We start from the raw sequence: 20,447 nt of genomic DNA on the forward strand, positions 1-20,447 counted from the left end.
GATCCCACTCTGATGAGTGAGGATAGAAGTTAGACAAACAACTTCTATCCTCCATTGGAAGGATCTGGGGACTCGAATTGTTTTGTGATATCGATGATCTCATGCTCACTTTTACACCGCAATGGAAAACCTGTTTGCTTGTAGCAGGCAACCAGCGTGAGCGAGCGAGGAGGCAATTGCCCCAAGCGAGGTGATGACCATTCTCATTCATTTTCCTATGAAAATAAATCCCTGGGATGAAGAGAGAATCAGAAGCCAACCTTCCGGGAGGAAAACCCGAAGGAGAAACAGGAGCCGTATTTACAGAAAGAAGCGTGTGGATGTCAGGCACCAACCTCCTCTTGAGGCTGCAAGGTCACCGTGTAACCGAAGCCTTGCAACCGACGCACGGCGCCCTTGACGACCCTCTCCCGATCCATCGTCTCAAAATAGGTCGCCCCAAGATCCTGATAGGGTTGCTTGTCGCGGAGCAGATGGTAAATGATGACAAGGAGGCTATGGGCGACTGCGATCACCGCTTTGGGCTTTCCCAAACGCCGAGCCAGACGATGGTATTGGGCCGAGAGATAGTTGTCTTTCATATGAGCAAGCACCCAGACGACCTCCGCCAGGGCCGCTTTCAGGCGTTTGTTGCCAGCAGCAGTCTTGCCAGAGAGCCGTTTGCCTGCACTCTCTCGATTGCCTGGACATAGCCCTGCCCATGAGGCCAGATGGGCAGCGCTAGGAAAACAGCTCATGTCCACCCCGATTTCTCCCAAGACGCAGGCAGCGGTTTCGGCTGCCACCCCTGGAATACTCACTAGGAGTTCTACTGCTTCATCGTAGGACCGCAGATAGGGCTGGATCTGTAGAAACAAGCGAGCAATCGCCTGATCCAGAAAGTCGACGTGGCTCAGAAGGTGAGAGAGCAGGATCTGATGATGGGCATCGACGCGTCCGAGCAATGCTTCGCGTAACTGAGGGATCTTTTTGTGCAAGGAACCCCGTGCCAGCTCGGCGAGTACTTCAGGGGACTGTTCTCCCGTGATCAGTGCCTGGATCATCGCCCGGCCACTGGCTCCTACTACATCACTGACTACTGACGAGAGCTTGATATTGGCTGTTTCCAACACCTTTTGTACCCGATTGATCTCCCGCGTACGTTCCTGAATGAGCGATTTGCGATAGCGGACCAGATCGCGCAGATCACGGATGGATTGAGGAGGGATGAAACTGGCCTTGAGTAAGCCATGTCGCAATAGGTCTGCCAGCCACTCGCTATCTTTCACGTCGGTTTTGCGTCCAGGAACGGCCTTCATATGCTGAGCGTTGACCAGCACTACGTTGAAGGCTCCTTCCAGGATGTTGAAGATGGGTCTCCAATAGATCCCCGTCGATTCGAGTGCCACGTGACTCACCTGCTGACTCGTCAGCCAGTCAGCGAGAACCAACAAGCTCTCGGTGGTGGTGGCGAAGGTGCGTACCTGCTTGCGTACCTCGCCCGTTGACTGAGTGAGCATCAGACAAGCCACCACTGTCTTTTTATGCACATCCAATCCTGCACAACTGGCAAAAAGCACTTGCATCCTCGACTTCCTTTCTCCTAGACTGACAACAGAAAGGACGTCGGCGAGAGGTGCGAAAGGAACACAAGTTTCCTACACGCGCTCACGAGTCACCTCGTGGCAGCAATCAGCTCTGCTAGACGCACCAGGGTCAGCTTCACCAGCGCATTCGAGAGAGCACCAATGGTCGACCTCGTCTCGCCGCTTCCACTTCAACTATACCTCATCGGCCTGCTCTGCCTTCGTTCCCGCGCTGCTGTCCGACCCCTCATCCATTTTCATCCTCTTTCCTGAGACTTCACCAGTCCCACTATCGAACGTTTAAGGCCTATTACACGGAATATGTTCAGGCTCATCTGACCGGCGAATTTCCTCGTGCCGCTAAAGAGATTAGCGGATGTTCTCCCTGAATTACAGTCATTGTTCGGTGAAGCAGGGCAACCCAGAACAGGGAAACAAGCTAGGCGTTCGACTTCTCCGATCAGGAGGCTGAGGCTTATGGGATGCTACTCATCAGTAGCCCCGAAACGAACATGCCACCGCCCAGCTGATGGTGTGTGACGTGATGACATGCATGGCTCATGGGTATCTTTTCTTTCGTGAAGAGCAACGACCAGAAGGGGGAATGGCCTTCTCGTTGCTGTGTTTGTGTCCCTCGTGGCAATACGGAGCAAGCATACGACCTTCTCTGCTTCGATATGGCGGCGGGAAACATGCCTCTCCTTTTTGGATGCGTGAACACGTTCAGACCAACGGCACCTTATTCCCCTTTGGAGGTCTTCCCAGATTGCAGGTCACGCAACAAGCGTTGGAAACTGTTCTGATAGTGGTCGTGGTTTTTCCAGTGTTCAAAGTTGCCAATGTTTCGCGTATGGCACACTTCCGCAGGCCACCCATCCTGGTTCATCACTAGGATGGCGTTGTCCACTCGAATAGGGAACAGCACCGTGTGTTTCGTGTTGCGTTCTTTTGCCAGCGCCATTTCTACTTCATGCTCCACCCATTGGCTGAAAATAGAATACTCCGAGAGGACCAGGAGCAATTTATCATAGAGGCGAATGGACTCATCAATGCTGCGTCTGATCTTGTCGCCGATCTTCATATCTTCGGGGGCGAACCAACAGCGCACCCCCTCGTTTTGCAGGTCGGCATGCAACCGCTTTACAAAGGCGTGATCTTGGCTCGAATAGCTAATAAAACAGGTGTAGTATTCGATGGCCCTTCCTACCAGAGATTTCGCATACTCAATCAACTCATCAGAGACACCTGCACCCTTGAGGAATGAAGCAGGAATGTCGCCTTTCGAGCGCATAAGGGTATCTATGCCGATAGTCGATGGCCCTTCATGCTTAATGCTCTCAAGCCCTTTGGCTTCACGAAGATCCACGTCTCCGAAGATCGTTCGTGCAACACGTGCATTTGCAAAATTAGCACCACTGAGGGTGGCATCAATGAGATTGGTGTTGTAGAAGTTCGCATTGCTAAGATCGACATTGCTGAGATTGGCACTGCTGAGATCAGCATTCTCGAATTTGATAAAGCTCAGGTTGGCAAAACTGAGGGTGGCTTGATTGAAGGTGGCTCTACTGAGGTTAGCACCATTGAGATGAGCATTGTTGAGGTTGGCGTCATTGAGATTCGCTTGATTGAGGAGAGCATCGGTAAAGTCAGCGTTCCTGAGAGATGCATCGCTGAGGACGGCAAAACTGAGGTCGGCAAAACTGAGGTTGGTATTGTCGAAATTGACGAAACTGAGGTGAGCACCATTGAGGTTGGCAAAACTGAGATCAGGTGTTGCTTCTGGATGCTTCTCTCTCCATTCATTCCAAGCCTTTACCCCTTGCTGAATAATCCCCATATGTTCTGCATTTGCCATGTCGTCTGCCTCTGCTGTTTTCTCCTGAGTATACAGCAATGGAGATGGATCATCAATCGTTGCTTCAATATTAGCTCGTACGATCTTCACACCACGAAGTCAGTACCACGTGGTTGCTCCCTACATGGGATTGCTGCTTGGTTGCCCTTGTGTTGTCGGTATCGGTCAAGAGGTGCCAGCATGAAGAGCTATCCTTTTTCCTGTTTCAAGTCACGCAACAGGCGTTGCAACCCTCGCTGATAGGCATCATGATCTTTCCATTGGCTCATATTCCCAATATGACGCATGCGACGGATATCAGCGGCCCATGCTTGATTAGTGTGCATCACCGTTTCATCCAGTTTGATCGGGAAGAGCACCAGACTCTTGTTGCGGTTCTCCTTCTCGAAAGCTGTCTCCACCTCTTTCTCTACCCAAGCACTATTGACCGAATGCTCAGAGAGGACCAGGAGCAATTTATCATATATGCGAATAGACTCGTCGATGCGTGGTCTGATCTTGTCACCGATCTTCATATTGTGAGGAGCGAACCAACAGCGCACGCCTTTGTTTTGCAAGTCGGCATAGAGACGCTCGGCAAAGTTCTGATCCAAACTGGAATAGCTAATAAAGCAGGTGTAGTACTCGATGGCTCGTCCTATCAGGGACCGAGCGTACTCAATCAAACTATCCGATACTCCTGCACCTTTGAGGAACGATACAGGGATATCCCCTTCTGATCTTATGAGGGCATCCATCCCGATAGTCGATGGCGCATCGTGCTTGATGCTCTCAAGTCCTTTGACTTTACGAAGATCTATATCTCCAAAGATCGTCCATCTAACGATTGCGTTTGCAAAATTGGTATCGCCCAGGTTGGCACGGCTGAGGTTGGTCCCGCTGAGGTGAGCACGGCTAAGGTTGGCACGGCTGAAGTTGATACCGCGGAGGTCGGCATCGCTGAGATCTGATTGTATCCCTGGATGCCTTATTCTCCATTCATTCCAAACCTTTGTACCTTGCTTGATAATCTCAAGATGTTTTTCATTTGCCATATCGCCTACCCCTACCGTTTTCTCTTGAGTATATAGTACAGGTGATGGATTGGCAATCGTAGCTTCAATTTTGACTCGTTCAATCTTCACACCACGAAGACAGTACTACGTGGTGTGCTCTCTACACGGATTACGGTCTGGTTCCTCTTTGTCTATCGGCCTTGGGCAGAAGGGGTGCAAGCATGAAGCCGTTACACCTTTTCCTGTTTCAAGTCGCGCAACAAGCGTTGCGACCCTCGACGATAGACGTGCTGTGGTCCTTCCAGTGTGTAGGGCCGCCAATGTGGCCTTGGCTCATTTTCACGAAATATCATATTTTAGATGTAAAAAGAGTGCTACATGATAATTCAATGAAAGAGGTGCAGAGGGTCACTTCAGAAAAAACAGGAGGAGTAGAGAGCGCAAAAATATCAGCACGAATGGAGAGGGATGCTTGAGGATGGCTCTCCATCGCTGGGCACGTCTCTCGATCCGTCAGCAGCCCTCTTGCGCGACTTCTATCTGCTGCAAGCCAGTGGCGAGATGCTCTCGATCTGGATGATGAAAAATGTTGAGATGGTGTTTTGAGGAGGAACATGCTTATCATCTGACCCGTCCCGAAATTGCACATTACGTTGTTTCTGTGACGAAAGAGTTGGCTGAGCTGCTTAGCATCTCCCTCACTGAAGAGAGAGGCGAGAGCGAAGACTGAACCCGGAGCGAGGAGGACGTTTTTGCATATCCCCTCGCTTGGCCTGCCTTGCTTCCTTCCGATTGTGTTGTTGCACTACCTCAGAAGACTCAAGCCGTATCCCCATAGGTCAATCGCTCAATCGCGAAAAAGGTACTCCACTCCAACCGCTCACACTCTGCACAATAATCATGCAAGTTTCAATCGCTCAGTCGCAAAAAAGGTACTCGCCACCGCGCCTCTCTTGGAGACTCCCGTAAATCAGGGGAGTTTCAATCGCTCAGTCGCGAAAAGGCTTGCTCCCACGTAGCCTGTTTGGAAGGCATATACTTATAATTACTCCGGCTGTTTGCTATAAAACAGCCATTGAAGCCAGTTCACACAACTGATCAAAAACACATGCTCAAAAGAGACAGGTACTCATAAGACTAACTGAATAATTTTACCCACTCTCACGCAGGTACTTATACCTTGTTAAAATTATAACACGCTATCAGCATAATATAAGTAGGAATTTGTGAACATATCTTACATAAAATACAAATTTGGAGTTAAATAGACAGGTTCATAGAAACTTACATACTAAGCAACATAGAAAGAACATGCTTAATTTGACAGAAATGCTTTCTATAATATAATATTCTATTGTATTTAAAATAATATCTATCGGTACTTTATGGCATAAGGAGATGGCAATGTCACTTTCTTATTCACAACTCAATGTTTTCGAAATAATAATAACAAGTAGCACTATTTTAACTTTCTTAATATATTTATATTCAAGATTTTATGTCAAATCAAGCACTAATATTTTAAAAAATGCGTTTAGAAATGTAGCTCTAATAAATGCAACTGCGCTGCTTTTAATTTCTACAATAACAAATATTGATGCATCTAAACTTGATCCGTTCAGTTTATATATTATTGTAATAGTGTCAGTTTATGTGATTACAATAATAATATCATTAATGGCCTATCAAAAGGGAAGAAGACAATATCAACAACAAATTGAAGATCTGGACAAAAATAATGAGCAGCTAATCGCAGATCTTTCAAAAGTTGGGGATGTTGATCTATATGGGCCTATCCAAATACAGCTTAATGAAATGAAAGGATATTATATCTTTGCAAAAAGACAAGCAATTGTTTCTTCTATCATCAGTATAGCCGGTATAGTTATTGGAGTAGTGATAATGGCAATATTCGTTATTACTACTTTTTTCTTTAAATCCACTGATATATCTATATCATATTTAACAGGAATATTAGCAGCTATTACTGAACTTATTGGAGGATTAGCTTTCACTTTTAACTCTCAGGCATCGAAGAAAATGGATAGATATTTTGAAAGCTTAAAAAAATTACAAAATGTTATTCTTGCAGTAGACCTTCTTAATAAATATTTTGATGAAGAAAGAAGACAGAGAAAGCTGGATAAGATAATAGATAACTTAATGGAATATAAGTCAGAAAAAAATAAAGAAGAGAATTAGCAAATCTACTCAACACGACTCTCTTAGCTGTTTTGTATCAAAGATTTTTCGCTTTCGCAGCATACAACCAAAGCGCAAATGCCGCCTCGGGGTCACAGCGATAATCTTTCTTCGTCTCATCTAATGCCTCATCTAAGCGAAAAGTTAATACCCTAATCACTTCCTGATTGTTCAACTTCAATGGGTTCCACTCCAAGTCATATGCTATAAACGAGTGAACCTTATGAGCAACATAACTAGGGTGACTATAGAAATCCAATAACTTTTCAATTTTACCTGCTTGTTAACCTGTTTCCTCTCTTAGTTCTGTTGCAGCCCGATTAAGTATCCCTTCAGAAGGAGGGATCATCAACTTTACCACCAGGAAGTGTCAACTGCCAAGCCGTCACTCCAGAGCAAACAGCAGGAAGAGCACAGAGAGCGCAAAACGATCAGCGCGAAGGAAGAGGAATGCTGAGGATGGTTCACTCCCGCTGGAAGATCACATGAGAGATTGCTGAAGCGTGGAGCAACAAATTTTGAAATTTTCTAAACTTGCCAGGTTTCGCTTCATCATATGTACCAACGTTTGATCTTTCAGAAGGAATGTGTCACCTCTCTTCGACGTTGACGGCTTTTGACGAGAGGTGGGCGGCAAGGGCAATGCGACTTATTACAGCATCTCTCAAGAAACGATGATGCCTGGCTCACAGAGAGACAGCCCTGTTCCGTTTGGTGTGCCACGTCTGAGAGGTGTTGCTCTTGAGAGAATCCAGTAAAAACGTCAAACTTCATAAAAAGTAGGAAGAGCAGAGAGAGGAAAAAACGGCCTTCACGAAGCAATAGGGATGCTCAGGATGGCTCCCCATCGCTGAGTATATGCTCTCGATCTGTCACCAGCCCTCTTGCACGTACCCACCTGCTGCAAACGCGTGGCGAGAAGGGACCTGTCTTGACGATGAGAAATGTTGAGATGGTGTTTTGAGAAGGAACATGCGTATCACCTCACTCGCCCCGAAATCGCTCATTACGTGGTCGAGGCAACGAAGGAATTGGCTGAGCTGCTTGGGATCTCCCTCGCCTCTCTCCTCAGCGAGGGCGAAGAGTGAGCCGAGAGCGAGGAAGGAGACCATTCAAAAATGGGTGCTGCACACGCCTCTCTATCTCCTTATAACCGATATATGACTTTAGTAATGTCGGTATCTGTTTTTGAATGGCTTCCAGTCTTTCCTTATGGTAATATATAGGTATCACAGCGACTCACCTTCGCAGCCTCATTTTCCTCGCAAGTAACCACGCAGAGTCCTAAATCGCACCTCATGATGCTCCACCAAGCAGGGGTGATGACATCTGTTGCACGCATATGGTTCGGAGTGCCTTTGTAAGGGTATAGGTTATCGAGTGTATGCCCATTACCTAATGATCGCTCCGCAGTAAATCCAGGTATCTTCTTCATTTCATTTGTATCCTTTCATCTTCACATTCAACAGTCAAAATATTGTGAAATCCCAGTAACCAGGGAAGGTCACTCCTCAGTCAAATTTGCACACATAAAGAACTTTTCAGCGATATCCGCTCGATGGTTTCCATAGGAGACCATTCAAAAATGGGTGCTGGACATATCGCTTTCTCCCCTCGTACTCTCCCTGTATTCATGCAGAGTGCATGGATCTCAACACTCGTTTCTGATCGGGTCTCCCTAAGTTTCGATTGGCTAGATGGTGTTATCGTAATGTACACAAGGGCCATATTTGTGCTGCGCAATAATTTCTTCCCAAACACCTCACCGCATATGGAAAATAGGATGGACAGCATACAGGTCCTTCAGCAGTAGTATTACAAATTGGGTAGTCTTCAGGACAACAGATTCCACCGCACTGGATGCCAGATGCGCAAAGGGGAGACGGTGGCGAGCCAGGGCGCGTGCAAGCTTCATCGCATTTAGAATTTTCCTCTGCACAACGCCGAATGCACGTTGCCTTACCCAAACCCAATCCTACATCAGCACACTCAACGCCGCAGTCTTTTCGGCAGCGTGCTAAACAGCTCTGATCGATATAGTCGGCGGGGTGGGTCTTTTGCTCAGCCCATTGATACATGTCATCTATATGATAGCAATTGTTAGCTCTGTAGAGTGATGCTTCTCCCGTAAATCCTGGTACATTTGCTTTGTTCATTTCCTATGTCCCTTTTCCCTGAACTTTCGACTTCAACGCTCATAGTATGGTGACAACTTGGTGACGAGGAACGGGAACTCTTCAGTAACATCCACACGTACAAAGAACTTTTCGGTGACATCTGTAGTGCGATGGGTGTAGGAGAAAATTACATCAACGATTTTTCGTGTGCCACTGAGGCGTGAAAGGCGCACATCTACTCCGGTCAATGAGCAATTTCGCCCAAAGGCATCAGAAGCTTGGGTGTAGATAACAGGATAGCGGACAGCCAGATAGTTGAGCGCACGATGCTCGTCTGCTGCACCTGCATTATCTGCTAACTGGAGGATTCTGTCAAAGAGTTCTCCCGCTGCTAACCGAAATTGGTCCTCTTGGTCCGCAGGTATCGTCTCTGGCCGAGGAATCGACCGAAGCAGTGAATCACGATCAAAGGAATAGATCTGGTCGAAAAAGACAATTGGGATCTGAAGACCATTGCACGTCTCTGGTGGAGCAATGGGTCCTCGCATACCAATAACCATATCCAGATCTCCCGTGCGCGGCTCGCCACGGATAGTATCTAGTAGCTGATCAGTGTCTGCTGAATCGCGTGGAAGCAAGAGATATGTTTCCAGACCTTCAATGCTGAATATCCAACAGAGTTGACGCGCCAGATAGCGGTTTGATTGCTCCAAGAGAACTGACTGGAAGACCTGCCGATCTGTCTGCCCTTCAACATCAGCCCGCCCAGCCGCCTGAGCAAATTCTTTTTCCAGTCCCAAGCTTGGAAACCGCGTTGTGATTTGTCCCAATGCAAAGATGTAGGAAGGGTTGGTCCTTCCACGATCTCCAGTTGCAACTGTGCCTCCGCAGTTGGCACATATTTTTGCTCCCGTCTGCGAAGAGGATATTGCCTCAGTTGGCTCCATAAGGTTACTCCTTTTTGCGGATTTAGATCTTCAGTAAGCAGTAGGTCACTTGTCCGTCAACAATTGTAGACGGACAATCAACAGGTTCCAGTTACCAGATACTTCCACTTGGCCGATAGATGTTCACTAGACAAAGAATGTAAGTCTAGAAGTGTTATCTTCATGGATGCTTCCCCGAAAAAACTAGCCAGTTGTTGAGCCTAGCAGCTCGATGCGCACAACCACCACAAGGCGCAATGCCTACATAAGAGGTGGTATGCTTGATAATGTCGCCAAGGCCAACCTCCTTATCTGTGATGAATCCAGGTAAGCGTACTCGATAAGGCTGACGTTTGCTTTTCTTAGTGGACTCATACCTTGTCTCTTCCTCGTTCATATCATTTACCTCCTCAAATGAGCCTCCGTCATAAATTGATAGGCCGCCCAGGCGTCCAACAAAGGAGGAACCACTGTTGTTCGCTTCGGCGTGGATGCTTGTGTGATAGCGAATTTTACCATAGCAGCCCCTACAGTAGGGAATTCTGACCATAATAACGCAATGGCTCCTGTGACAAAAGGAACTGCGACACTCGTTCCTGCCACTGTGACAGACTTACCATCAATGCCCAAGCTACTAATATCATCACCCGGCGCACCCAATCCGTGTCTCCCAATAGATCTTCCCATGTTCGATGCACCAATAGGCCTTCCTCTTAGGTCATAGGCAACAACCGGTATGACCCACGGATGTCGTGTGATAGCAGATCCGCCTAACATTCCCTGGTTGCCCGCCGCCGCAACAGTGATCACACCACGCCTGGCTGCATAATCTAGAGCCTCTTCTAATTCGCGTTGACCTGTAGTTGATGGTGGGTCAAGAGCAACACTCAAGTTCAGCACGTTCACCCCTGCTTCAACGCATTCGATGATCGCAGATGCAAGTTCCTTGGGAGTTGCACTCGGCATCTGTCCGTTCCCCAGAGCCATCTCTGCAAAGATGGGTCGTACTAACAAGGTGCAGTCGGGACAGATGGCAGGAGCCTGAGAATTTCTTTTAGCACATAAGATACAGGCGACAAAGGTTCCATGCATGCACGCGGCGCTGTTGTTTGGCGTGCATGTACTGGATAGACTTCCAGGAATCCCGCGAATATTTTCACCTGCAAGAGCAGGATGGTTCGCAGCAACCGGACCATCCATGAGTCCGATCACGATTTCGGGTCTACCACTAGTCAGTTCCATAAGTGTAGTCAGCTTGACTAAATCTAAAGGGTTCATGGTATTTCATCCAATAAGGATTACTATAGGATTACAAAATACATTATTTAAACTCACGAACTAAAATGGAATAAGCACGAAAAGTCAAACTTATGTATAACCTTCGTACACCCTACATTTCCGTGAGGATTGTGTCTGAGTTTGTTACAATCCTCATTCCGAGGACAACCGATAGCTTTTTTGGTGACCATTTCATGCTGTTTGTCACAGATACATTTTAAACCTATATAATTATAACTTATAAATACAGCCTTTTACTAGCTGTATTTCTGCTTAGTACGTATCATTTGTTTGATCTATTGAGAGGCCTCTTTTCTTGTCAGAGAACGCTTGTCGGAGAATAGCTATTCTTGGCCAAGTCTCTCCCGTCTTTACGCTCTGCTTCTTGGAAACAGCAGAGAAAATGCCGAAGTTAGCGCCTCAATCTTGTCGGAGAATCTTTTTGAGCGAAAATTAGAAAAAATCGACAAATGTCCATAACGATCCGGCGATCTTTCAGAAGTTCCGAGAGGTGCTGGACACACGTGATCCCAAAGCGATCGCGGCCTATGTGGGCGACGATCCGCGACTTTGTCGTCTGGTTGGTCAGCCAACCAGGTGGAATACCGTTCCATCTGGGATTGGTCGCGGAGACGACCATTCGTGGGTAGATGGATTCGCTCCAGCAGGCTAGCTCGTAGTAGACGCTGACATAGGCCGTCATCCTAAAAAAATAGCAGAAAGAGCAAGAGAACGCAAAACGATTAATACAGAGCAAAAGGGATGTTTGAGGATGGCTCTCCATCGCTAGGCACGTCTCTCGACCCGTCCCCAGCCCTCTTGCGCGACGCGCCCACCTGCTGCAAGTATGTGGCGAGAAATGGTCCGTCTTGATGATGAGAAAGATGGAGATGGCGTTGTGATGAGGAACATGTTTATCATCTGACACGTCCCGAAATCGCTAGATACGTGATTGAGGCGACGAAGGAACTGGCTCATCTGCTAGGCATTTCCCTGGTTGAGGGGAGAGGCGAGAGCGAAGACTGAACCGAGAGCGAGGAGAGCGTGCTCGGCGCTCCCTCGCTTGCTGCTGAGGAACCTCCGGCAACGACTCGGCGCTTCCTCATGGATCAATCGCTCAAACGCAAAAACCGTTCTTGCCACGTCTCGCAATCGCTCGACGTGTGGGGTGAAGCCGTACATACGTGCGTTTCAATCGCTCAAACGCGAACCTCAGATCTGCTACCAATGCCACCACGAATACACGCAACAACACCTATTGGGCATTTCAATCGCTTAATCGCGAAAATCGTTCTTGCCACAATAGGTAACGCCTTACCTCTTTCGAGGTCTTCCTGACTGTTTCAATCGCTCAAGCGCGAAAATCGTTCTTGCCACTTCGTGCAACGCCACGCCGGTCTCGGCCTCAATTGAGTTTCAATCGCTCAAGCGCGAAGCCCATCATTGCAACTGCCATACGAGGTACTTGGCAATTGTTGCCCAACAGGGATTTCAATCGCTCAAGCGCGAAGCCTATCATTGCAACTCCGCTGATGAGCGGCTTTACGCCGCAGCCGATGAGTTTATTTCAATCGCTCAAGCCCATCATTGCTACTCCGTGTGGAAAATGGCTAGGCGGCATACGAGATTCACAATTTCAATCGCTCAAGCGCGAAGCCCATCATTGCTACTTCATCATTAGCCTTCCGACCAGACACGGTCAGGCTGATTTCAATCGCTCAAGCGCGAAGCCCATCATTGCAACTGCCATTGTGATGTGGTTGGTCACGATCCTGGTAGGGATTTCAATCGCTCAAGCGCGAAGCCTCGCTCTACCACCGCCGCCGATTATTGGGGAAGCTTAGACGGATAGCAGGTTTCAATCGCTCACTCGCGAAGCCTCGCTCTACCACAAGAATGCCATAAGCTATCTATCAGACAATACGATGTGTTTCAATCGCTCACTCGCGAAGCCGCCCATTGCTACGGTTGGCTTTTGTCTTGGTGTCTGCCTAAAGTCAAGAATTTCAATCGCTCACTCGCGAAGCCGCCCATTGCTACCCTCTCGCTGCGAACCGGCCAAGAAAGCTCGTGGAGAAGGTGCTTTGCGAGAGGCTCGTTTTCATGAGCAAGTATACCAGATTGCTCGGACATCTTTTTTGCTTGTCTCCCACTCCAGAGGAATTGATCTCTGTTATTTCATCTCACCGGCGAGAATGTAATCTTCATCTTCACTAGGAGGTTGCCAATACATCAGATACGTATCCAACAATTTTCGGCTAATCTGAAACGAGTCATTCGTGAGAGTCTTGTTTCTTCCCACAACCCTTTCTCGTATCGTTTCTATCGGCGTTTCAACATAGTACAGTATCGCCTGAGCACCAATGGTATCTGCTCTTCTTCTCATCTCATCTCGTTGCTCTTTTTCCCAAAATCCCTCGTCAATAATGACATCAATACCCTTCTCAGCAAGCTGGAATGCCACATCCCTTGAGAACCCACAGATTTTCTGGTCCCATTGCTCATATCCATCGATGGTAGGATCGTTTCCAATGAAACGAATTGACCACTCATCCTTCGTGATTCTTACTGCACCAGTTTTTTCTTCTAGCTTCTTTGCAAAAGTAGTTTTACCAGCGCCGATAAATCCACAAATAAGATACACGATAGGTTTTCTTTTCATACACGTTAGTATACCAGGTTCTCAATCAAATGAAGAAACTACGCACAAGCGTTGAGGCTAAAAAAATGTGCTCCCCGACCAGGATTCGAAATTGAAGCACGAACAGGCTCTAGCTCTCGATCCGTCACCAGTCCTCTTGCGCCACTTCCCACCTGCGGCAAGCACGTGGCGAGAAGTGGTTTGTCTTGATGAGGAGAAATGTTGAGATGGTGTTGTGATGAGGAACATGCTTATCCTCTTGATCCAGATACATGGGCTTCTCGGAGTTTTTCGGAGGAAGGAAACTTGAGAATCAACACATCAATTCTTCATACGTGGTCGGACTCACCTAATTGAGCGTGGAATGACGACGCTCCCGATTATAAAAACATTCGATGTATTCAAAGATGTCTTGTCTAGCCTGGGATCGGCTTTCGAAGGAAGAACGCTCAATGCATTCGCCCTTGAGGGTCGAAAAAAAGCTCTCCATGACGGCATTATCATAACAGTCGCCCGCAGCTGACATACTGACCACAATGCCTAAGGAGGCGAGCCTGGTGAGATACCTAGTAGCGGTGTAGGTGCTGCCCTGATCGGAGTGGACAAGCAGTTCTCTGGGAGGAGAGCGGCGCAGCAGTGCCATCTCGAAGGCGTTGCGGACCAGTTCCTCATCATTGTGTGGTCCCATCGCCCATCCAACAACGAGACGCGAAAAGAGATCCAAGACAACGGCAACATACCACCAGCCTTCTCCTGTCCAGACGTAGGTCGTGTCACTCACCCATTTGCTATTGGGGCGCTCAGTTTGGAAATTCCGATTGAGCAGGTTGGGAGCGGCAGTGACTCCCTTGCGCCGCTTGGTCCCCACAGGCGAACGTCGTTTGGGCTTGGCTACTAGATCCATCTCACGCATCAGGCGAGCCGTCCGTTCACGCGAACATCGCAGGCCGAGATCGCGCAACTCCATCTGAATGCGAGGGCTTCCATACACTCCTCGCTTCGCATGAAAAATGCGCAGGATGTGGGTGGAGAGAATGCCATCTTCTCGCTCGTGTGCGCTTGGCTCTCGCCCCAGCCAGGCATAATAGCCACTGACACTTACCCCAAGCACTCGGCACATAGTACTCACTGGATAGAGCTGAGCATGGTCCTTGATGAAGGGATAACTCAGTTCTGGTTGCGCGAAAAGATGGCTACTGCTTTTTTTAATATATCACGCTCCTGTCGGGTGACTTCCAACTCTCGCTTGAGACGACGCAGTTCTTCCTCATGCGCTGGAGGATTTCCGCTGCCTGGAAAGGCTTTTTCCCCAGCCTGGGCAAATTCCTTGCACCAATGATGCAAGGTGCTGTCGGCAATCCCAAGATCACGGGCAATGTGGAGCATAGGTTTTCCACTCGTCCTCGCTAAGCGAACCGCTTCCAGTTTGAATTCCTTCGTGAACGTTCTTTGCTCTTTTGGCATGATACTCTCCTGGTGGATGCTCTCTCTCAAGTTTACATTCTCCAAGAAAATCCGTCAAGCCCAACATCATCTCCATATATATGAGGGGGAGCAGTCTCACCAGAAGATCTCATTGAACTATTCGCGTCCCTTTGTGACAAACTCCGGCGCTTGCTCCGTTCTCGGGCTCTCTTGAGCGAGGCCGTCATTCCCGAGAAAGCCGCTTTTCACAACGGATCGAAGCAGATCCTCTCATGAGACTGGCACCCTCTCCGCAAAAGCGAGGGTTCCTCTCATCTTCTCGGTGGGATCTGACTCGCTCCACCCACCGAGGACCAGACAGGAGACCGCTGCCTGATACACTCCTTGCTGATGGTTCTCTCAGCCTGGGTGCCTACCCCTGATCAGAAAAGAGAGAACTCTCGCACCAACAGCGTTCCTCCCTCCTCTGAGTCTCCTTTTTCCCGTGCGAGGGTGAACGTCATTTTCACAGGTGTACAGTTTTCCAGCGACAGTTCGCAAGGCAACCGGGCAACGGCGGCTGAAATGAGCCTGCCGACGTTGCTCAAATTTCAACGCCGCCAGCGCCTGGTCCGGCGCATTATCTGCTGTATGCTCGATCGCGTCATCGCCGAGGCACAGCAGGCGGGACGGCTCGACAGGCAGTGCGATAGCAGCTATGACGTGACCTTTCCCGAGATCGACGTGGAGGACAATCAGCAGCTCGCCAGTTCGGTCAATGCTCTCGTCACTGCCCTGGTCACTGCCCGTCAACAGGGCTGGCTCTCCGACGAAACCGCGATGCGCTTACTCTTCAAATTCGCCGGTGAAGAGATCGATGTCCACACCGAACTTGAGCGCATCAAGGCATCGTCGGAGAAGTGATGACTTCGGCCCTCGGTCGCCACCAAGAGAAAACCGGCGTATCCAAAAGTGAGCCAGAATCATTTATGCTGAGAATCTATAGAGATGAAGGGATGGTTCTCTCATGATAAGGTTGTGATGGAGGACACAGCTTAGGAGTAGATTGTGCCATAGGAAAAATCTCTTCCAGTATATATACTGATATATATACTGATGATTGTAGGAATAGTGAGTGAGAGTCAGTATGTAAGGGAGATTTCTATGGACCGGTCTTCTCAAGAAGAAAAACATGGTGTTTACGGATCGAGCATCAGTCGTAGGCAGCTGCTTACGCGTGTCGCACCGGCTGGGCTGGCCGGTGCAGTTCTGGCTAGTGTCTCTTTTCCATCGTTCGCCTTGGCAGCGACAGATGCGGAGAGAGCAGGTGCAGACCCCTGGATAAGTTATTATGGGGTTACAGGCAGTCAACATCAAAGCAATTTTAATCTTTTGTCTGGCAAGGGGTATGGCATGATCTCGGTGAGCGTGTACGGAGATCCTACCGATCCTCGTTACGCGGCTGTCTGGTTGCAGGGTCCAGGCCCAGCCAGGGCAGCTATTCACGGAGTAGACAAAGCAGGCTACCAGGCATTTGTTGACACATGGAAAGCCAAAGGGTATGTGCCAATGGTCGTTTCAGCAACCGGCCCGGCACAAAATGCGGTCTTTGCTGCGATCTTCGAGCAAGGGATAAACAGGGCCTGGATAGCACACCACGATATGGTAGCCGGGGATGAGAAAACTGCGGGGACGTTGCAAAACTACAATCTGGACGCCTCTAATCAGAAGATGGTCTTATTCTCAGTCGCCATTTACGGTACTCCCACTGATCGCCGCTATGCCGCCATCTGGCATGCTAACCCTGGTTATGCAAAGTGGGAGTTCTATCCATCGAAATCTATTACTGATTACCAGAACACCTTTAACGCCGAGACTCAATTACCGGGATATACATTGTCGGACCATCGTCCGACGTATGTAACGCTCTCTAATGATCAGGTCTATTGTTCAGTCTTTCGCGATGATCGCGTCGGCCCCTGGACTGCTCGTCACAATCTGACCGCAGCCGCTTATCAGGCCGAGTTCGACGCGCAAAAGGCGAAGGGCTTCTTCCCCATCAGCCTCCAGGGTGGAGGGACAGGTGACCAAACGCGCTATGCCGCCATCTTTGCCAGACGTACCACCCCCGAGTCTCGTATCTGGTCTGTGGCAGGCGCGCCCAATACAACGCTGAGCGCTTTCGACGACCTTATGAAAAACTTCATGCAGACTCATGGTATTCGTGCAGGTCAATTGACCATTACCAAAAATGGAGTGACGAAGCTAGCGCGTGCCTATACCTGGGCGGAGGACGGATATCGTCGGGTGCAACCCTCTGATCGCTTCCTGCTTGCGAGTTGCAGCAAGATTTTCACTTCCGCCGCTATTCAATCACTCTATGATGCCAACAAATTAACCCCAACGACCACTGCTTACCCGCTGCTTGGCTTTTCCGGTCCGGCTGACTCACGGAGCGATCAGATCACGATCCAGAACCTCCTGGATCATCAGGGAGGCTTCGATTCGACCAAGTCGGGCGATCCGACATACTCAATGCGTGACATTGCCATCAAGCAAAAGCTCGGTCGGCCAGTGAACAAGCTGGATATTGCCCAATATATGTATGCGCAGAAGCTCGACTTCCAGCCAGGGACGGTTCCTAATCCTCGCCCTGATCCTAATATTAACGGCATCTACTCCAACTATGGCTATCATCTCCTAAGCCTTGTCGTAGAACATGTCACAGGCATGGACTTTTTCGGCTATGTGCAGAAGACCCTGCTACAACCGGCCAACATTACAGAAGTGTTGCTTTCGTCCACCCTGGCGAAACAGCGCCCTGCCAATCAGGCAATCTGCGAGGATCAGGGCCTGGGACTGAGTCCACTCGATCTGACCTCTACACTTCAGGTTCCCTCTGTCTACGGTGGTGATGGCATGATCAAAGAGGTTGCTGCTGGTTCATGCGGAATAGCTTCCTCCGCTACAGCCTTGACTCAATTTATTCACCAGCACGCCGTCTGGGGCAATGGTCCGCGTGCTGCCAACAACGGTCGTATTGGCAGCACGCCCGGTGCGTATTCATGGGCATACTCACGAACCGATGGTGTTGACTGGGTCTTTGTCTTCAACACTCGCGACTGGGCACCAGATGTCAAGAAAGCCCCTGAAGGCCTGGCCACACGGATCAACAATCAACTTGATCGTGTGCCCATTGCGTAGCGAAAAACATTGTGAACTGGGTGATAGATAGGCCAGCCTGCTACCGACCTGACCGCACAGTGTAAACCCCAGAACGCAGCGGAAAAATGTGTACAATGAGCCGGGCGACCAAGCGATTTGGAATCGAGATCTCAGCAAGGGACGACCCGCTCAATGCTCCTATTTTCTCCCACTGCGTTCTGGATGAGCCTGCGTGGAAATGGATGGTTGTCAGCAATTACTTTCCTTGTTTCTGTTGTGCGGTAGTGTCCTGTTGGTAGATATCAAGCCGCTGCTCAAGCGTCTGCGGCGGCCTGTTTTAACAGGGAGCTGAACGCTTGTATCGCCTTGCTTTGTGGGAGCGGAACTTCTCTGGTGATGAGACCAAGAGGCATATGCAGCTTCCAGTCTTTGATATGTCGGATAACCGTGTCGTCTGGAATATGGTATGTGGCGAATTTAGGCATGATTGCGACTCCCATTCCTTGCTGGACGGCTTGCTTGATGATTTCGAGACTACCGATCTCAATGCCAATTGCCAGTGGAAGTCCGCGTGCCATAAAGGCTTGCTCGATAGCCGTGCGATAGGCACAGGGCGGATCCGTGAGTAGCAAGCATTCAGCGCATAGATCGCTCAGCAAGATCTCGTCTTGTTGCAGTAGAGAATGGTTTTTGGGGAGTAGTAGGACAGGCGTTTCGGTCAGGATTGGTTCGAAGATGAGTCCTACGTTGGCGGGTGGTGGCGTTGAGATGCCTAGATCAATCTGATTGGCTATGAGTTGTTCGTGCGTGCGGTTTGTGCTCAGGATCTCGATTGTGAGACGGATACGGGGATAGCGCTCACGAAAGGTGCACATGACCTGCATAAGATAGAGGCGTGCTATTGGCTCGATCATGCCCACACGTAACGTGCCGCTCTCTCCTGCGGCGAGATCTGAGAGATCCTGCTGCATTTGCTCGACTTGATTGAGTACATGCTGAGTGTGGATGAGAAGCGTGTGTCCTGCGGCGGTAAGCTGGATTTTTCTCCGTTGGCGATCAAAGAGTTCGACTCCGAGCTCCGCTTCAAGTTGCTGAATTTGTAATGTGAGTGTTGATTGCGCGTATTGCAGTCGCTCGGCAGCCTGAACAAAACTACCTATCTCCGCAATCACCTTGAACGTCTGCAAATGTCGTAGATCCATAATCCTCCAACTATCAGTAAAGATGAATGTTTGCTTCGAATACTTTGTGTTGTTCGATATATCATACTCTGTTATAGTGATGGAGCGCAAGCAAATTATCCGTGTGACGACTTTTGGATAGCTATCAATGATGATCCAGAGGTGTGGCAAGGCTTTATGGTTAGTCGGAAATGCAAAGTCAGTAGGAGAGAAAATATGGATATACAAGGAAAAGTAGTCTTGATCACAGGTGGAGGCACTGGCCTTGGGCGCGTCATTGCCCGACACCTGGCACAGGCAGGGATGCATGTCGCTGTCGGATATTCACGTTCCGAGCGTGACGCCTTTGAGACTGTCACGATGTTGCAGGACCTGGGTGTCAAAGCGCAGGCTGTTCAGGCAGACTTAAACGCACCAAGCGTCGTGACCGAGAGTAAGCGGATGGTCGAAGATGTCGCAGAGCACTTCGGACGCCTTGATCTGTTGATTAATAATGCTGGTATCACGAGAGCTGTTCCTTTTCCTCAGATAGAGGCGCTGACAGAAATGGATTGGGATACCGTCTTGAACGTGCACACCAAAGCTCCTTTTTTCATGACGCAAGCAGCGGTTCCGCTCATGCGACAAAATGGTGGAGGACACGTGATCAATACAGCCTCCATATCTGGTATCCGCGCCAGTGGAGGGAGCAGCATAGCCTACTCGGTCTCCAAAGCCGGAACTATTCATCTCACCAAATGTCTGGCAACCGCCCTTGGGCCCGACATTCGCGTCAACGCCGTCGCCCCCGGTTTTATGGAGACACGTTGGAACGACACATTCAGCGCGGCATACATCCAGGCAGCCACCCAGCAAGCCACACTCAAGCAAGCAACAAGGCTGGAGGACGTCGCCGCCGCCTACGTCATGCTAGCCCGCAACGAGAGCATCACCGGCCAGATAATCATCGTCGATTCAGGCCTCACCCTGTAATGACGCTTGATCTAGAGATCAACTATTACAAATTGGATGAGGAGAAAACATGAACACGTGCGCCAACTCTGGAATGGAAAGGTCGACATCCATCCAGTTGTCATCGATCCAGGATCGCGTACGGCCCATGTTCAGGGGGGCATAGA

Annotated in this window: 17 protein-coding genes; 7 read left to right on the top strand and 10 right to left on the bottom strand. The window is 49.1% G+C overall.

Annotation, left to right across the window (positions count from 1 at the left end; translation table 11 throughout):
- Positions 1-323 precede the first annotated feature (323 nt).
- From K3T83_RS44465 to K3T83_RS44475, 3 genes are all read right to left on the bottom strand, one after another.
- On the bottom strand, positions 324-1,565 hold the full coding sequence (locus K3T83_RS44465) for an IS110 family RNA-guided transposase (RefSeq protein WP_220209574.1): 1,242 nt from the start codon (positions 1,563-1,565) through the stop codon (positions 324-326).
- A 739-nt stretch (positions 1,566-2,304) separates the two neighbouring features.
- Positions 2,305-3,510, bottom strand: a complete 1,206-nt coding sequence (locus tag K3T83_RS44470; RefSeq protein WP_220209575.1) for a toll/interleukin-1 receptor domain-containing protein — start codon at positions 3,508-3,510, stop codon at positions 2,305-2,307.
- 98 nt (positions 3,511-3,608) lie between these two features.
- Complete coding sequence (locus tag K3T83_RS44475; protein ID WP_220209576.1) at positions 3,609-4,454, bottom strand: toll/interleukin-1 receptor domain-containing protein; 846 nt, start codon at positions 4,452-4,454, stop codon at positions 3,609-3,611.
- Positions 4,455-4,883: 429 nt separating this feature from the next.
- On the opposite strand from K3T83_RS44475, the gene K3T83_RS44480 reads away from it, so the two are divergent.
- Together K3T83_RS44480 and K3T83_RS44485 are read left to right on the top strand one after the other, a co-directional pair.
- Positions 4,884-5,021, top strand: coding sequence for a hypothetical protein (locus tag K3T83_RS44480; RefSeq protein ID WP_220209577.1), 138 nt, complete (start codon positions 4,884-4,886; stop codon positions 5,019-5,021).
- A 798-nt stretch (positions 5,022-5,819) separates the two neighbouring features.
- A complete protein-coding gene (locus tag K3T83_RS44485; RefSeq protein ID WP_220209578.1) occupies positions 5,820-6,617 on the top strand; it encodes a hypothetical protein in 798 nt (265 codons plus the stop codon).
- A gap of 2,188 nt (positions 6,618-8,805) precedes the next feature.
- Here the strand turns inward: K3T83_RS44485 and K3T83_RS44490 are convergent.
- The 3 genes from K3T83_RS44490 to K3T83_RS44500 all read right to left on the bottom strand — a co-directional run bounded on the left by K3T83_RS44490 (position 8,806) and on the right by K3T83_RS44500 (position 10,938).
- A complete protein-coding gene (locus tag K3T83_RS44490; RefSeq protein WP_220209579.1) occupies positions 8,806-9,681 on the bottom strand; it encodes a cyanobactin maturation protease PatG family protein in 876 nt (291 codons plus the stop codon).
- Between the two features lie 160 nt (positions 9,682-9,841).
- Positions 9,842-10,057 (bottom strand): hypothetical protein, encoded by a 216-nt coding sequence (locus K3T83_RS44495; RefSeq protein ID WP_220209580.1) that lies wholly within the window; start codon positions 10,055-10,057, stop codon positions 9,842-9,844.
- Positions 10,058-10,062: 5 nt separating this feature from the next.
- Positions 10,063-10,938, bottom strand: a complete 876-nt coding sequence (locus K3T83_RS44500) for a S8 family serine peptidase (protein WP_220209581.1) — start codon at positions 10,936-10,938, stop codon at positions 10,063-10,065.
- Between the two features lie 511 nt (positions 10,939-11,449).
- On the opposite strand from K3T83_RS44500, the gene K3T83_RS44505 reads away from it, so the two are divergent.
- The gene (locus K3T83_RS44505; RefSeq protein WP_220209582.1) at positions 11,450-11,611 is read left to right on the top strand and encodes a hypothetical protein; all 162 of its coding nucleotides are present in this window, start codon (positions 11,450-11,452) and stop codon (positions 11,609-11,611) included.
- A gap of 113 nt (positions 11,612-11,724) precedes the next feature.
- On the opposite strand, the gene K3T83_RS44510 is transcribed toward K3T83_RS44505, so the two are convergent.
- Positions 11,725-11,916 carry a hypothetical protein gene (locus tag K3T83_RS44510; RefSeq protein ID WP_220209583.1) on the bottom strand — a complete coding sequence of 64 codons (192 nt, stop codon included), beginning with the start codon at positions 11,914-11,916 and terminating at the stop codon, positions 11,725-11,727.
- Between the two features lie 497 nt (positions 11,917-12,413).
- Between K3T83_RS44510 and K3T83_RS44515 the strand changes: the two genes are divergently transcribed.
- Positions 12,414-12,782, top strand: coding sequence for a hypothetical protein (locus K3T83_RS44515; protein ID WP_220209584.1), 369 nt, complete (start codon positions 12,414-12,416; stop codon positions 12,780-12,782).
- A 329-nt stretch (positions 12,783-13,111) separates the two neighbouring features.
- Here the strand turns inward: K3T83_RS44515 and K3T83_RS44520 are convergent, their stop codons facing one another.
- Both K3T83_RS44520 and K3T83_RS44525 read right to left on the bottom strand, forming a co-directional pair.
- The gene (locus K3T83_RS44520) at positions 13,112-13,600 is read right to left on the bottom strand and encodes a P-loop nucleotide/nucleoside kinase family protein (protein ID WP_220209585.1); all 489 of its coding nucleotides are present in this window, start codon (positions 13,598-13,600) and stop codon (positions 13,112-13,114) included.
- 328 nt (positions 13,601-13,928) lie between these two features.
- Positions 13,929-15,043 (bottom strand): IS3 family transposase gene (locus K3T83_RS44525; protein ID WP_373324673.1). Its coding sequence is split into 2 segments (ribosomal slippage): positions 13,929-14,777 and positions 14,780-15,043, totalling 1,113 coding nucleotides; the frame shifts between segments, so codons are not numbered across the junction.
- Positions 15,044-15,412: 369 nt separating this feature from the next.
- Here K3T83_RS44525 and K3T83_RS44535 point away from each other — a divergent pair.
- Together K3T83_RS44535 and K3T83_RS44540 are read left to right on the top strand one after the other, a co-directional pair.
- Positions 15,413-15,907, top strand: a complete 495-nt coding sequence (locus K3T83_RS44535) for a hypothetical protein (RefSeq protein ID WP_220209586.1) — start codon at positions 15,413-15,415, stop codon at positions 15,905-15,907.
- 240 nt (positions 15,908-16,147) lie between these two features.
- The gene (locus K3T83_RS44540) at positions 16,148-18,187 is read left to right on the top strand and encodes a serine hydrolase (RefSeq protein WP_220209587.1); all 2,040 of its coding nucleotides are present in this window, start codon (positions 16,148-16,150) and stop codon (positions 18,185-18,187) included.
- A 275-nt stretch (positions 18,188-18,462) separates the two neighbouring features.
- Here the strand turns inward: K3T83_RS44540 and K3T83_RS44545 are convergent, their stop codons facing one another.
- Complete coding sequence (locus K3T83_RS44545; RefSeq protein ID WP_220209588.1) at positions 18,463-19,350, bottom strand: LysR family transcriptional regulator; 888 nt, start codon at positions 19,348-19,350, stop codon at positions 18,463-18,465.
- Positions 19,351-19,545: 195 nt separating this feature from the next.
- Between K3T83_RS44545 and K3T83_RS44550 the strand changes: the two genes are divergently transcribed.
- Positions 19,546-20,301 (top strand): SDR family NAD(P)-dependent oxidoreductase, encoded by a 756-nt coding sequence (locus K3T83_RS44550; RefSeq protein WP_220209589.1) that lies wholly within the window; start codon positions 19,546-19,548, stop codon positions 20,299-20,301.
- Positions 20,302-20,447: the final 146 nt, after the last annotated feature.

Source organism: Reticulibacter mediterranei (assembly GCF_016587455.1).

Coding starts and splice junctions, on each gene's coding strand:
- K3T83_RS44480 (WP_220209577.1), top strand. CDS start 4,884: ATGCTTGAGGATGGCTCTCCATCGCTGGGCACGTCTCTCGATCCGTCA.
- K3T83_RS44550 (WP_220209589.1), top strand. CDS start 19,546: ATGGATATACAAGGAAAAGTAGTCTTGATCACAGGTGGAGGCACTGGC.
- K3T83_RS44465 (WP_220209574.1), bottom strand. CDS start 1,565: ATGCAAGTGCTTTTTGCCAGTTGTGCAGGATTGGATGTGCATAAAAAG.
- K3T83_RS44475 (WP_220209576.1), bottom strand. CDS start 4,454: ATGGCAAATGAAAAACATCTTGAGATTATCAAGCAAGGTACAAAGGTT.
- K3T83_RS44545 (WP_220209588.1), bottom strand. CDS start 19,350: ATGGATCTACGACATTTGCAGACGTTCAAGGTGATTGCGGAGATAGGT.
- K3T83_RS44520 (WP_220209585.1), bottom strand. CDS start 13,600: ATGAAAAGAAAACCTATCGTGTATCTTATTTGTGGATTTATCGGCGCT.
- K3T83_RS44510 (WP_220209583.1), bottom strand. CDS start 11,916: ATGAGCCAGTTCCTTCGTCGCCTCAATCACGTATCTAGCGATTTCGGG.
- K3T83_RS44490 (WP_220209579.1), bottom strand. CDS start 9,681: ATGGAGCCAACTGAGGCAATATCCTCTTCGCAGACGGGAGCAAAAATA.
- K3T83_RS44500 (WP_220209581.1), bottom strand. CDS start 10,938: ATGAACCCTTTAGATTTAGTCAAGCTGACTACACTTATGGAACTGACT.
- K3T83_RS44485 (WP_220209578.1), top strand. CDS start 5,820: ATGTCACTTTCTTATTCACAACTCAATGTTTTCGAAATAATAATAACA.
- K3T83_RS44495 (WP_220209580.1), bottom strand. CDS start 10,057: ATGAACGAGGAAGAGACAAGGTATGAGTCCACTAAGAAAAGCAAACGT.
- K3T83_RS44540 (WP_220209587.1), top strand. CDS start 16,148: ATGGACCGGTCTTCTCAAGAAGAAAAACATGGTGTTTACGGATCGAGC.